The organism is Parablautia muri (assembly GCF_009917485.1).
GTDB lineage: Bacteria > Bacillota > Clostridia > Lachnospirales > Lachnospiraceae > Suilimivivens > Suilimivivens muri.
The window spans coordinates 1-13952 of the sequence record NZ_QZDT01000032.1 but is presented as its reverse complement, the minus strand read 5'-3'; the positions used below and the strand labels follow the sequence as shown (position 1 = coordinate 13952).

At 37.1% G+C, this 13952-nt stretch carries 15 protein-coding genes and 1 tRNA gene; all 16 read left to right on the top strand.

Annotated elements, in window-relative coordinates:
• Nucleotides 1-259: 259 nt before the first annotated feature.
• The 16 genes from D5281_RS16655 to D5281_RS16580 all read left to right on the top strand — a co-directional run bounded on the left by D5281_RS16655 (nt 260) and on the right by D5281_RS16580 (nt 13515).
• Nucleotides 260-1282: a P-loop NTPase family protein gene (locus tag D5281_RS16655; RefSeq protein ID WP_160561233.1), complete on the top strand. Its 1023-nt coding sequence runs from the start codon at nt 260-262 to the stop codon at nt 1280-1282.
• Nucleotides 1272-2477: a CpaF family protein gene (locus D5281_RS16650; RefSeq protein ID WP_160561232.1), complete on the top strand. Its 1206-nt coding sequence runs from the start codon at nt 1272-1274 to the stop codon at nt 2475-2477. Before D5281_RS16655 ends, D5281_RS16650 begins: the two co-directional genes overlap by 11 nt.
• Nucleotides 2449-3216 carry a type II secretion system F family protein gene (locus tag D5281_RS16645; RefSeq protein ID WP_160561231.1) on the top strand — a complete coding sequence of 256 codons (768 nt, stop codon included), beginning with the start codon at nt 2449-2451 and terminating at the stop codon, nt 3214-3216. The genes D5281_RS16650 and D5281_RS16645 overlap by 29 nt, the downstream gene beginning before the upstream one ends.
• 12 nt (nt 3217-3228) lie before the next feature.
• Nucleotides 3229-4614 carry an immunoglobulin-like domain-containing protein gene (locus D5281_RS16640; RefSeq protein ID WP_160561230.1) on the top strand — a complete coding sequence of 462 codons (1386 nt, stop codon included), beginning with the start codon at nt 3229-3231 and terminating at the stop codon, nt 4612-4614.
• A gap of 54 nt (nt 4615-4668) precedes the next feature.
• The gene (locus D5281_RS16635) at nt 4669-4854 is read left to right on the top strand and encodes a Flp1 family type IVb pilin (protein WP_160561229.1); all 186 of its coding nucleotides are present in this window, start codon (nt 4669-4671) and stop codon (nt 4852-4854) included.
• A gap of 11 nt (nt 4855-4865) precedes the next feature.
• Complete coding sequence (locus tag D5281_RS16630) at nt 4866-6242, top strand: DUF5702 domain-containing protein (protein WP_160561228.1); 1377 nt, start codon at nt 4866-4868, stop codon at nt 6240-6242.
• Between the two features lie 183 nt (nt 6243-6425).
• Nucleotides 6426-7160: a hypothetical protein gene (locus tag D5281_RS16625; RefSeq protein ID WP_160561227.1), complete on the top strand. Its 735-nt coding sequence runs from the start codon at nt 6426-6428 to the stop codon at nt 7158-7160.
• A gap of 103 nt (nt 7161-7263) precedes the next feature.
• Complete coding sequence (locus D5281_RS16620) at nt 7264-7680, top strand: prepilin peptidase (RefSeq protein ID WP_160561226.1); 417 nt, start codon at nt 7264-7266, stop codon at nt 7678-7680.
• Entirely contained in the window at nt 7673-8101 is a 429-nt protein-coding gene (locus D5281_RS16615; RefSeq protein WP_160561225.1) for a hypothetical protein, read from the top strand. The genes D5281_RS16620 and D5281_RS16615 overlap by 8 nt, the downstream gene beginning before the upstream one ends.
• Before the next feature lie 104 nt (nt 8102-8205).
• A complete protein-coding gene (locus D5281_RS16610) occupies nt 8206-9561 on the top strand; it encodes a DUF6382 domain-containing protein (RefSeq protein ID WP_160561224.1) in 1356 nt (451 codons plus the stop codon).
• Between the two features lie 49 nt (nt 9562-9610).
• Complete coding sequence (locus D5281_RS16605; protein WP_160561223.1) at nt 9611-10603, top strand: SCP2 sterol-binding domain-containing protein; 993 nt, start codon at nt 9611-9613, stop codon at nt 10601-10603.
• A 29-nt stretch (nt 10604-10632) separates the two neighbouring features.
• Nucleotides 10633-11043, top strand: a complete 411-nt coding sequence (locus tag D5281_RS16600) for an HIT family protein (RefSeq protein WP_160561222.1) — start codon at nt 10633-10635, stop codon at nt 11041-11043.
• A 35-nt stretch (nt 11044-11078) separates the two neighbouring features.
• Nucleotides 11079-11921, top strand: coding sequence for a fumarate hydratase (locus tag D5281_RS16595; protein WP_160561221.1), 843 nt, complete (start codon nt 11079-11081; stop codon nt 11919-11921).
• Nucleotides 11922-12022: 101 nt separating this feature from the next.
• Nucleotides 12023-12574, top strand: a complete 552-nt coding sequence (locus D5281_RS16590; protein WP_160561220.1) for a Fe-S-containing hydro-lyase — start codon at nt 12023-12025, stop codon at nt 12572-12574.
• Nucleotides 12575-12602: 28 nt separating this feature from the next.
• Entirely contained in the window at nt 12603-13331 is a 729-nt protein-coding gene (locus D5281_RS16585) for a lysophospholipid acyltransferase family protein (protein ID WP_160561219.1), read from the top strand.
• Between the two features lie 96 nt (nt 13332-13427).
• A tRNA-Ser gene (locus D5281_RS16580) sits at nt 13428-13515 on the top strand.
• The last annotated feature ends 437 nt before the right edge of the window (nt 13516-13952 follow it).

The window sequence follows — 13952 nt, the reverse complement described above, 5'->3', positions numbered from 1 at the left end:
TTGACAGGCAAGTTTTCCGTATTTTCAAGGGTTTTAGGTACCTTTTAAGAGAATTTTGTCTGTGTTATTGTAAAAAATGCCAAAAATAAAAAAATTTAAATTTGCCACTAGACAATTTTCTACATATTCTTTATAATTCGATTTATAAATCAAGAACGTTCTTTACAAATCAATTATTTCTTAATTCATTTTGGAATAAGTTTCTTTCCGAAAATCAATGAAAATTTTAATTACAGTAGAAAAAGAAGGGGGGTAGTCTTTGGACAAAAGAATCCTTGCGATTTTTGACGGCGAGGAGAGTTATGCATATCGGTTGATGGAGTTTATGAGTGAAAAAACAAATCTTCCCTTTGAAATTTATATTTTTACAGACGGAAGTAAATTGTTCTCTTGTACCAAAGTAAAAGACATTGAATGTCTTCTCGTCTCAGAAAACGTATATTCAAAAGAAGTGGAATCTTTAAAAATTCCACACATCATCATTCTCAGCGAAAGCGGAGAAAATCTAAATAAAGCCTTACATCACATCAACAAATACCAATCATGTGAAAACATTCTTCATGAAGTAGTGGAATATTATACCAATCAGTCAGAAAATGTACCGGCAGCCTTACGAGTTGGACTTAATAAAATGAAGATAATCGGTATATACACACCTATAGGAAGATGTTTACAGACCACATTCTCATTAACCCTTGGACAGATGCTTGCAAGAAATTACAAAACGCTTTATTTAAACTTTGAAATCTATTCCGGATTAGGTCGGATGCTGAGCAGGAGTTTTAATAGTGATATTTCAGATCTGATGTATTATTTTACCTGTTCTCGTGAAAAGCTGGCTTACAGAATGGAAAGCATGGTGGAAACGGTAAACGGACTGGATTTTATTCCGCCTACGGAGATCCATCAGAGCTTAGCAGGAATCAGGGGGGAACAATGGCTAGATCTATTTCAGGAAATAGAAAAAACCTCTGAATATGAGTTTTTAATATTAGATCTTACAGATGGAATGATGGATTTGTGGGATGTTTTAAGGGGCTGCAACCATATATACACGATTTCCCGTGAAGATTGGATTGCCATGGCGAAGTTGGAGCAATATGAAAAAGCTTTAGAAAGCCTGGATTACGGTGATGTTGCGGCGAAAGCTTCTAAGTGGAAATTACCGATTTTTAAACAGCTTCCGTTACGGTTTGAGGAATTAACCTATGGAGAGTTGGCCGGTTATATAAAAGCAAATATTTTTCCGGACTTGTTTAGAAAGGAATCAGATGAATTATAAGGAGTATGCAGACTTACAGGAATTAATTATGGGAAAGCTGGATCTTTCCAAACAGATGACAGAAGATGAAATCAGGGAATTGATAGATGGATACATTACGCAAGAGGGTAAGAAACGGCATTTAGAGATTACAGTGAGGGAACGAATTCGAAAGGAAATTTTTCATTCTGTCAGGCAACTGGGAATTTTGCAGGAATTGATTGAAAATCCTTTGATTACGGAAATTATGGTCAATGGAACCGAAGGAATTTTTATAGAGCAAAGTGGAAAGCTTGAAAAACTTGCCATCTGCTTTGATTCCAGGGAAAAGCTAAGGCATGTGATCTGGCAGATTACGGCAGGTTGTAATCGCGTTGTGAATGAGGCCTCTCCGATTGTGGATGCCAGGCTTCCCGATGGGGCAAGAGTGAATGTTGTATTAGACCCGGTTGCAATCAATGGGCCAATTTTAACCATCAGACGGTTTCCGCCTAATCCTATTACCATGGAACAGCTTCTTACCATGGGATCTTTGTCAGTAGAGTGCCGGGATGAGCTTGAGAAAATGGTTCAGGCAGGCTGCAATATATTAGTAAGTGGAGGGACAGGGTCCGGAAAAACAACTTTTTTAAATGTTTTATCACAGTTTATTCCGGAAACCGAACGGGTGGTTACAATTGAAGATTCTGCGGAGTTGCAGATTAGAAACATCCCCAATCTGGTAAGTCTTGAAACACGTAATGCCAATGTGGAGGGATGTAAGGAGATTACCATAAGAGACTTGATTAAAGCATCTCTGCGGATGCGGCCGGATAGAATAATTGTGGGCGAAGTACGGGGGAAAGAAGCAGTGGATATGCTTCAGAGCATCAATGTGGGACACAGTGCAATGACAACAGTTCACGCAAACAGCGTTCGGGATGTTGCGAGCCGTTTAGAGACAATGGTTTTAATGGGAATGGAAATGCCTCTTTCTGCCATACGAAAGCAAATAGTATCTGGTTTTGATTTCATGGTTCATTTAGGGAGACTCAGAGATGGAAGCAGGCATGTACTGGAAGTTGCCGAACCTGTAGCGTTTTTGGAGGGAGAAGTAAAAATGCAGACTATTTATCGGTTTGAACAAAATGGTATACAAAAAAATGGAAAAATAGAAGGTTGTCTGAAAAAGGTAGGAGAGATTCAAAATGTGGACAAATTTAAAAGGGCAGGATAGCAGCCATTATGAATTATTGCCAGTTACAGTGAGAGAAAAAAGGTGGCTTATTATGAAAAGCTTTTTTATTGTTTTGTTTCTTGATTACTTTTTTTATCAATCTATATGGGCTATTATCCCTCTTTCCGGCGTGGGGTATTGGTATTACCAATTAGAAAAAAGAATACTTTTTCAAAAGAAAAAAGAACAGGCAAGAGAACAATTTAAGGAGCTGATGTTGTTAGCAGCAACAGGACAAAAGGCAGGATATTCCGCAGAAAATGCATTTCTTTCTAGCTATCAGGACATGAGAGCTTTATTTGGCAGGGATAGCACTGTTTGCAGAATAATAAATTTGTTAAAGTCTGGGAGAGAAAATAACATTGCCTTTTCTAAACTATGGCAGAAAATAGGCAGTGAGCTTCAAATTACAGAAATAATTGAGTTTGCACAGGTTTATGAAATTTCCCAAAAAAGCAGCGGAAACTTAGCTTCTGTAATGGAAAAAACAGCAGATATTATTATTCACAAGATAGAGACAGAAAAGGAAATTGCAGTCTTATTAAGTGCCAGAAGACTGGAACAGAAAATTATGAATGTCATGCCATTTTTGATATTACTATATATCAGTATCACATCCCCAGGCTATTTTAGAGGAATGTATCATTCCTTGTCAGGTATTCTAGTTATGAGTGTTTGCCTTTCGGTCTATTTAGGAGCTTATGCCCTTTCTGTTCATATGATTTCCGTAGAAATTTAAAAGAGGTATTCCATGAAAAATCCGTTTTTCCCTTTAGTTACATGGGTTTATAGGAAGATTAAGCATATTTCAGGTAAAAAATATGACTCTAAAATATATAAAACGTTATTACAGCTTTATCCTATGGAAAATGGCGAAAGACTGTATGATAATTTCCAGATCCGTAAATTAACATTTATAATTACGTTTCTGGTTATAGGGATTGTGTCTGCCATCTGTCTTCATTTGTGCAGCCGGATAGAAGGGAAATTGGCAGAAGGGGCGCAACTTATCAGAAATGAGAAGGGTGTGGGGGATTATCAAGTTACATTGCGTGCAGTGACAGAAAATTGGGATAGAGAAATTCCTTTTTTGGTGAAGGAAAGAGAACTGACAAATGCTGAGGAGGTCTATCTAAAAGAAGAACTCTATCATGCTTTGCCTGAAACAATCAGGAATGAAAATATGGACCTTGATCACGTAGCTGGTGATTTAAATTTAATATCCACTATGCCAGGATATCCTTATAACCTTACTTGGAACAGCAGCAACAGCGAAAGAATAAGTGCAGGCGGAAAGGTAAATCGGAAGGGTGTAGGTAAAGAAGGAGAAAAAGTCAGTTTGGTGGTAACGGTTACAGGAGGACAGGAGAGAACCAGTTTTACATATGAAATATTACTGCTTCCGGAAACATTGGACGAGGAAGAAATCTTTTTTAGAGCATTAGAAGGAGAGATTCTGCAGACAGATTTAGAGGCAAGAAGCCAAAAACAAATCATATTGCCAGACTATCTAATGGGGAAAGGAATTAAGTGGAAAAAGATAAAACAAGATAATAGTATCTTTATATTTACCCTGTTTTTTCTTGGAAGCCTTCTAATTGGTAGTGGCATGGAAAGTGATTTGCAAAAAAGCTGTAAAAAAAGAAAGTATCAGTTAGCTCTAGATTATTCAGAATTTGTAAGTAAGCTTCGCTTGTATCTGTCAGCTGGTCTTACTGTTAAAAATGCCTTTCTTAGAATGACGGGAGATTATGCAAAATGGCAAGCGCAGGGAATTTTGCAGGGAAATAGGGAAAAAGAACAGTGGTATTTGCTTGAGGAAATGCAGATTTCCTGCCACCAATTAGAAAATGGCGTGATGGAAGAACAAGTTTATCAGGATTTTGGGAAACGGTGTGGCGAAATGAGATATCGCAGGTTAAGTTTTTTGTTAGCTGTACACTTAAAGCAAGGGAATGATCAACTTCTTATGATGCTGGCAAAGGAGGCTGATGATGCACAGGAGGAGCGAAAGAATCTGGCAAAAAAAGCAGGGGATGAGGCAGGCACCAAATTGCTTTTGCCTATGATGCTGATGCTGGTGGTGGTTATGTTGTTGGTGTTATTGCCTGCTTATATGGGATTTGGAAGTATTTGAGAAATAAAAATGAGGACGAATTTTGTGGCTTATTAGAAAGATGGAGGAATTAAGATGAAAAGAAAATCAAACAAATTACTGGAAATTTGGAAAGACAACTCAGGTATGGGAACGGTAGAAATGATATTGATTATCGTGGTTTTAATTGGTTTGGTACTAATATTTAAAACGCAGATTCAAGAGCTTGCTGCTACGATTTTTCAAAAAATTTCGGTAGATAGTGCGGCTATTTTGTCCTAATGAAAGGGTATTTGACAATATTTCTTGCCTTGTCTCTTTCGCTGCTTACGGGATTTGTACTGTTGCTTACCGGAAATGCTATTAGAAATGGAGTAAAGGTTCGATATGAATGTGCTGTTGATACAGGTATGAATGCTGTTTTATCAGAGTTCCATATTGGACTTTTGGAAAGATATGACCTCATTTATGTTGATGCATCGTACTTAGAAAAACATCCGAATATTGATAATGTGGAGGAGAGGCTTTGGTATTTTATTGAGCAAAATACGAAAGAAGTTTTAGGAAAAAAGAATGCGCCATGGGGGAATTTAACTTTGGAGGAGATAACAATTCCTTCTTTTGAAACAGCGGCAGCAGATCTTGGAGCATCCATGCGGAATCAGGCAATTTGTTATGTAGAGGATACCGGAATTTACGGAAAGGAAAGAGAAATCGTTAGGCAAATGGATGAGATACAGGTATTGCGGGCAGCTTCCCCCTTAGCGCAGTGGAGCAGTATTATGGAACAGTTGGCGGGAATGGAGCTTCCTCTTATACAAAATGTAAAAGGTGAATGGGAGGAAGTTCCGTTGTCTAATCCAGCGGATTGGGTATATGGGCTTATTGGGAGTGATGTTTTATTTCTGGCACAGGTAGATCTGCAATCTATCAGTCCGGCTAAAATATCCTTGGGAGAATATATTTCTCACCGACCAATAGAAAATACCGGCAGTAAAGACCGAAATTACAGAGAAGACACAGATGTATTTCTTTCCTATCTTTTTGATAAGATGGGGTATTTAGGTAATTACAGAGATGATTCGTTTCTTTCCTGTCAATTAGAATACGTAGCGAAAGGAATGGATTCTGATCTTGAGAATGTAAGAGCTGTGGCAGAAACATTATTTGAACTTCGTTTTGCAGATAATGTGGCCTGCGCTCTGGCAGATGGAGATTTAAGGGCGCAGGCTGCAGCGGCAGCAGAGCTGTTGCAGGTGGTTCAGTTAAAAGCAGAATTTAAGAATCCCGTAGCGGAAAGCATTTTGTATGCCTGTGCTTTTCTTGAGACTGTAGGTGATATGCGTACAATTTATGCAGGCGGAACCGTACCAGTCAGAAAATCAGACCATACTATGTCGGTAAATCGAGTACTTGATGGAAGTCTTTACAGTAGTCAAAGTGCATATGGTTGGAACTATGGACAATACCTTGCCAGTATGATTCTACTAATTGGAGATGAGGATATGAATTTGCGGGCTATGGATCTGATAGAAATGGACATTCGACTCCATGATAACAACAGAAATTTTAAGATGGATTGGTGTATAGAAAGATATGAGGCTGAGGTTACTGCACAAGGAAACTATTTGAGTCATTATTTTCTCAGGCGCAAATATGGATATTTTTAAGTACATTTAAAAAATAAACCCGGAAGAAAGGAAAGGTGCTCTCTTTAGACAGAACAAAGCAACTGGAAATAAATTATGATAAAAATCCCTTCTCTCAAGAAAATCGGAAACAAATTAATAAAATTGGTGTCTAAGTTTTATAAGAGAGCATTTTTCTTTTCTTCCGGAAAGTCCAAAGGAAGCATGGCATTAGAAGGAAGCTTAGCATTGCCCATTTTCCTGTTCTTTATGATGACGGTTCTTCTGAGCTTGGAGGCAGTGCGTTTTCAATGTAATATGCAAGAAGCTCTTTTTTTGTCAGGAAATAATAGTGCTTTTATGGGATATCAGGTTAAATACGCAAAGGAGGAGAGGGCTGAAGTGGGGGGAGCGATAAAGGAATATTTAGGAAATCAAATCTTCCCTTATTTATGCGTGGCTGGTGGAGAAGATGGTGTAATATTGCAGGATTTATCTGATATAAATAAAAGCGGATTTATTGAAATTACAGCAGAATATAGGCTAAAACCATTTATTGGCTGGCTGCCTATAGAAGAGATAACCATCAAAGATAGATTTTTCAGCCATGCCTGGGTGGGATACACCAAAGCAGGAATGGAAAATGGCGGGAAGCAGGAAATCTATGTTTATGTAACAAAGACAGGAGAGAGGTATCATATGTCTTATGACTGCGCATATTTGAGAGTGAAAATACAGTCTGTAGATAATAAAAAAGTTTCATCCTTAAGAAACGCTTCAGGAGGAAAATACTATGCATGTCAAAGATGTAAACCAAAAGGAAGCAGTATGGTTTATATCACTGCAGAAGGAAACAGCTATCATGGACAGGCAGATTGTTCTTCTCTTAAGAGAACTATCTATATGATTCCAATTAGTGAAACCAAAGGTTATGGCGCGTGTAGTAAGTGTGCCAGATAGAATACCAAGTTATAGATGAGACGAAAATAGCAGACGGATATTCCGGAAGAAAAATATTGTAAAGGTACGATAAACATTATAGACAAATAGACAATAAGAAGTTATGAGTGAGATTGCATATTGTATTGGTCTTTTCTTTCTTGCCGAATTGTCGGTAGAGGATATTAAGACAAAGGAAATATCTATTAACAAAGTGATATTTTTTATATTTTTGGGCTTTTTGTTTCGACTGATAGCAGGAGAATTTAACTGGAATGAGATAAGCGGATGTTTGATTCCAGGCAGCATCCTGCTGCTGCTTTCATTTCTGACAGATGAAAGTATAGGATATGGCGATGGGATGACAGTTGTAGCCCTTGGACTGTGGACAGGAGGATGGTTTACGGCATTTGTTGTATGGATTGGAATTACATTATCAGGAATTTGGGGAGGTATTTGCCTGTTTAGAAGGAAAAAGGAAACGATTCCTTTTCTTCCTTTTTTATTATTGGGAATGGAGGTGGCATTTGTATATGCGTAAAAAGTGGAAAGGATATCTGACGGTAGAAGCATCCTTTATTATGCCTATTATTTTGTTTTTATATCTGCTGATTATACTTGCAGCATTGTTTTTATATTGCCGAAGTGCAATATCACAGGATAATTTTTTACTCAGTATAAGGGCAGGACGATTTAGTTGGGGAGAAGATGATTATGGAGAAGTGATTTATGCAGAAAAAGATACGAGCCTTTGGCTGGCAGAAGCATATGTTGAAAAACGACTGGATTATAAGAGGGCTTTTTATCCCTTTTTCCCAACGCAGGAAAGGGGATGCATAGTACGTGATGATGCAGTTTTGGTAGAAGGCAGGCAAAAAGGGTCTAAGGCTTCCATTACTAAAATAACCAAAATGATAAATCCCATAACAGGTATTAGGCAAGTGCGAAGTGAAACAACGTGAGAGTGTCAGACACTTTATTATGCCAAATACTTTATAACGGGAAATAAGGCAAAAAATAAAATGCCAAGTGAATATAAATTGAACAGGCAAGGGGGGAAATCCAAATGTTAGATGTAAAATACTATAAAGATTACAGACATAATTACCTGATTATAAAAGATGATGGTAGTTTATCAGAAAATGTCTATCAGCGAAAAATGGTAGCGGAAAATAAGATAAAAGGATTACTGGATTGTCAGGAAAGATATATTAATGGGGAAATACTTTTGTATTATGAAATTACTTCAAGACAAAGTCTTTTTCATATTTATGATGGAAAAAGGTTTGGAATGGAAGAACTTGGAAGCTTTTTTGTACAGTTAAAGGTAGTAAATGATATGCTTCAAAAATATTTATTGGATGGAAGTTGTCTGATTTTATCACCGGAATATATTTTTCAAAATATTGAGACTGGCGAGTACTCTTTTTTGTATTACCCTGGCTCAGGCGAGGGCAGTCTTTCAAAGTTGATGGATTTTTTCATTTCCAGAGTAGATAGTGAGGATATGGAAGCAGTAGAAGCTGTATATAAGATTGCAGATTTGATTAACAGGGAACAATTTGTACTAGATGAAGTGCTAAAATGGTTTCAGGATGATATCAGTGAAGGAAAAAAAGGTAGCCATTTTCATCATGAAGTGCAATATCAGAACCAAAAGCTCTCAAGTCAAAGCCAAGGGGCCAAAAGTCAAGAGAGCGGATATGGCAATGATTTTTTACCGAATGAAACAGAATATGACGCTGACGGTAAGGGGCTTTGTGGAGCTTCCAAGCAACAGACAGCTCTTGTTGGAAAGACTATGAAGGAAAATAAGAGAACCTTCAAAAAAATACTGCCCGTTTTGGGTCTGAGTGTATTGGGTGCAGGTATTTTAATTTATATTATGTATTTTTATCAGCTATCTTATGAAGAAGAGATTTATCTTATTTTGGGGTGGATTTTGATAGCGGCTTTGATTCTGGGTACAATGATATGGTATTTATTTCCTTTGTTAAATAAAAAGAAAATGATACAGGAACAGGAGAGCGCTGAGAGCGAAAAATATTATGCACCTATCTTTGAGAATGATGAGTCTTGTTCGGATGAGGATATGGGAAATACGGTTTTTATACCATGGACAGAAAATTATGAAAATAAACTGTACAGTATGGATAAAAAAGTAAAGTGTCATATTGATTTAGGAGGATTGCCTCTTACGGTAGGCAAGCTGGCAGGTGCAGTAGATATGGTAATTGATGAAAAAAGTATAAGCCGTATGCATGCCAAATTTTTCAGAGATGGTAATAAAATTTATATTTCAGACCTTAATTCGACCAATGGAACCTTTAGAAATGGAATGCGGCTTGCGCCTAATGCCTCGGAAATAATCGAACCGGGCGATGAAATTCGTTTAGGAAAATTAAAATTTATTTACAGATAGAAAAAACCGCCTTATACTAAAGAGTAGTTTAGTGAAAGGCAGGGGTAAGATGAAAGTAAATATTTATTATGGCGGTAGGGGAGTGATGGATGATCCTACACTATATGTGATTAATAAGATGCAGGGAGTTTTAGAGGAACTAAATGTTACTGTTGAGAGGTTTAATCTTTATGAATTGAAGAACCGTATCACCACATTACCTCAAACGATAAAAAATGCAGATGGTATAATACTTGCCTCAACGGTGGAATGGTATGGAATTGGCGGATACATGTACCAATTTCTGGATTCATGCTGGCTTTATGGCGATAAAGAAAAAATTTCTAAAACTTACATGTGCCCTATTATTATGTCAACTACCTATGGAGAGAGGGAAGGAAAATTAAACCTTGCCAGTGCCTGGGAAATGCTGGGTGGACTTCCCTGCAGCGGAATTTGTGGTTATATTGCAGATGTATCTATTTTAGAAGATAATGAAGATTATAATAGAATTATCGAGAAAAAAGCAGAAAATATGTATCGTACGATCAATCAGAAAATGGCCAGTTTTCCTGCTAGTAATCAAGCTGTCAAACAGAAGGTTTCCATCACCAAGGATATAGATCTTACGCCACAGGAGTCTGAGCAATTATCTCAATATGTAGCCGATGACAGTTATGTGAAAACGCAAAAGAAGGATATACAGGAGCTTACCAGCTTATTTAGAGATTTAATGGGAAGTAATGAGCAGGAAGAAAGTAAAGAAGAATTTATTAATGAATTTAAAGAGCATTTTGTTCCACAGCCAGGTTTTAAAGCTATATACAAGATTCAGGTGGAAGAAAAAAAGAAACCACTTATTATAGAAATTGATGGAGCAGAAACCAATTATTATTATGGAAATGTGGAAAATCCTGATGTGGAAATACAAATGGGCAGGGAAACAATGGATGATATATTATATGCAAAAATGACTTTTCAACGGGCTTTCATGGGCGGTGCTATGAAGATGAAAGGAGATTTTAAGGTTTTCCGCATGTTAGATCAGATATTCGTTTTATAAAACAGGAAAAGAGAGAAGAGGAAAAGTAGATGAGAGAAAATGGTTGTATTTTTTGTAAAATTATAGCGGGAGAAATTCCGTCACAGACAATTTATGAGGATGATCAGTTTAAGGTGATATTGGATGTGGCACCGGCAACAAAAGGACATGCACTTATTTTGCCGAAAGATCATTATGCAAATCTATATGAGTTACCTGAGGAGAAAGCGGTAGATGCTATAAAGTTGGCAAAGAGAATGATGGCCGTGATGACAGATAAGCTTAAATGTGATGGTTTTAATTTGGTGCAAAATAATGGAGAGGTTGCTGGCCAAACTGTATTTCATTTTCATATGCATCTGATACCTAGATATAAGAATGACGGAGAAATTTTAAAGTATATTGCTGGAAATCCTAGTCAGAAAGAACTTGGAGAAATAAAAAAGATAATAACAGAATAAAGCATATGGTGTAAAGCGGCAGCATGGGAGTTAGAATGAGGACAATTCATACGGAAGAAATCATAAAAAATATAAAAGAAATGTGTATTGAGGCAAATCATTATCTCACGGATGATATGGTTTTGGCGTTAACAAAAGCAGCGGACATGGAAAAGTCACCCCTTGGAAAGCAGGTACTTTGTCAGCTTCAGGACAATCTTCAGATCGCTTCAAAGGATATGATACCGATTTGTCAAGATACAGGTATGTCAGTTGTCTTTTTGGAAATTGGCCAGAATGTGCATATAGAAGGAGGCCTGCTTACAGAAGCTATCAATGAAGGTGTAAGGCAGGGATATAAGGAAGGATATCTTCGAAAGTCGGTGGTGAAGGATCCTATTTTAAGAGAAAATACTAAGGATAATACACCAGCCGTAATTCATTACGATATAGTGGAAGGTGATAAAGTAAAACTTATTGTTGCACCCAAAGGCTTTGGCAGTGAAAATATGAGTCGTGTTTTTATGTTGAAACCGGCAGATGGGCTTGAGGGCGTAAAAAATTCGATTCTTACTGCGGTACAGGATGCAGGCCCTAATGCGTGTCCGCCAATGGTAGTTGGTGTGGGAATAGGCGGAACTTTTGAAAAATGTGCAATCCTTGCAAAAAAGGCATTGACCAGATCTGTTGGTGAGCGTTCGCAGATTCCTTATGTGCGAGAAATGGAAGAAGAACTATTAAGTAAAATTAATCAATCCGGTATAGGGCCGGGAGGATTGGGAGGAAGTATAACGGCGCTTGCGGTAAATATTAACACATATCCTACACATATAGCAGGATTACCAGTTGCTGTTAACATTTGTTGCCATGTGAACAGACATTGTGTCAGAATACTTTAAGAATAATAGGTTTGAGGTTTATTTAAGTAACAAGCTTATGCCAGTATACGAATTTGTGCCTGCGCTGCAATTTGAGGGTGTTGGCAAGAATGGGGATTTTTATGAATAGATATCTTACAGTACCTTGCGAGGAAAAAGTAATAAAAGAGTTGCGTAGTGGAGATTATGTGTACATAACAGGAACCATTTACACAGCCAGGGATGCGGCCCATAAAAGGATGTATGAAGCTTTAGATCAGAGTGAGAAACTTCCCTTTGATGTAAAAGATAATATGATTTATTATATGGGGCCATCCCCTGCAAGAGAAGGGCGTCCAATAGGTTCAGCAGGTCCCACAACTGCTAGCAGAATGGATAAATATACGCCTTCTTTATTAGAAATAGGGTTGAAGGGAATGATTGGAAAGGGGAAAAGATCCGATGCGGTAAAACAGGCCATTATTCGTAATAAAGCGGTTTACTTTGCAGCGGTAGGAGGAGCAGGTGCATTACTTTCAAAATCCATTATAAAATCTGAAATAATTGCATATGAGGATTTGGGAACAGAAGCTATTCGTAAACTTGAAGTTAAAGATTTTCCGGTTATTGTGGTGATTGATACCGAAGGAAATGATTTGTATGAAAGTGCGGTAGAAATGTACAAAGAAAATTAAATAAAATGGTAATGGGAGCAAAACAGCTATGAGAATTGCGTTGATGGTAATCAGATTATTTTTTCAAGTCCCATACTATTTATTTCAAGTTTGGTGGTGCGGTGTAAGTAAAAAAATTTCATATGATGAAGCTTTTTGGTTAATTAAAAAGGTCACAAAAAAAGCAAATCATGCGGGAAGAGTAAAAATAGAAGACTATGGACTAGAGAATCTACCTGAAAAAAACGGATTTATTCTTTTCCCCAATCATCAAGGAATGTTTGATGTACTTGTATTTTTAGAATCCTGCCCAAGACCATTTTCTTTTGTTGCCAAAAAAGAAGTAAGTAATATAATTCTTTTAAAACAAGTCATAAAAGCATTGGGTGCCTATGCTATGGATCGGGAGGATATCAGACAGTCTATGAAGGTAATAAACGCTATGGCAGAGGATGTAAGGGCCGGAAGGAATTTCCTGATTTTCCCAGAAGGAACAAGAAGTAAAATGGGGAATAAACTATTGGAGTTTAAAGGAGGAAGCTTTAAAAGTGCTACCAAAGCAAAATGCCCGATTGTACCTTGTGCATTGATTGACTCTTTTAAACCATTTGATGAAAATTCTATTCAATTGGTGACTGTGAAATTGATTTATCTGCCGCCTATATATTATGAAGAATATAAAGATATGAAGACAGTGGATATTGCAGCAGAGGTTAAACACAGAATAGAGGCTACAATAGAGAATTATAATTGCGAAAATTATAATTTTAAAAAATAGTTTATAAAAGCATTGACAAATAAAATCTATTTAATGTATAATAACTTTTGCGTTATAAAACGCAAACAATATTGGTAGTGGTGTAATTCAGAGCATGGAGAAATACTCAAGAGGCTGAAGAGGCGCCCCTGCTAAGGGTGTAGGTCGTTCACGCGGCGCGAGGGTTCAAATCCCTCTTTCTCCGTTTAGCTACCAATAGAATAGAAGTATCCAAGTGATACTTCTTAATTTTTGGTTTGGTGCTGAACATTATAGTATACCTGAAACAAATTAAGCTGGATTGTAAGCCACTATTTTTTAGAAAATTTGTTGTGATTAATAAAAATATTTATTGACAAATTTTTGAAACAATGCTATAATGTAAATCCATCGCGCGGGAATGAATGCGTGAAAATAAAAAATTAAAAAACTCTTGACACAGATTAAAACACATGGTAAACTATAAAAGTTCTGTTTGAACAAGAGAAAAATGTTGAACCTTGACAAATAAACAGCAATGCAACCCTGAAAATTCAAAGAGGACATTCAGATGGAAGTAAGAGGGAGAGAGGCCCAAAGTACATTCATCAGAAGGGAATCGTAAGAAAATTCAGAGAAAAGAGGAAGCTGTCAAAAAAGGCA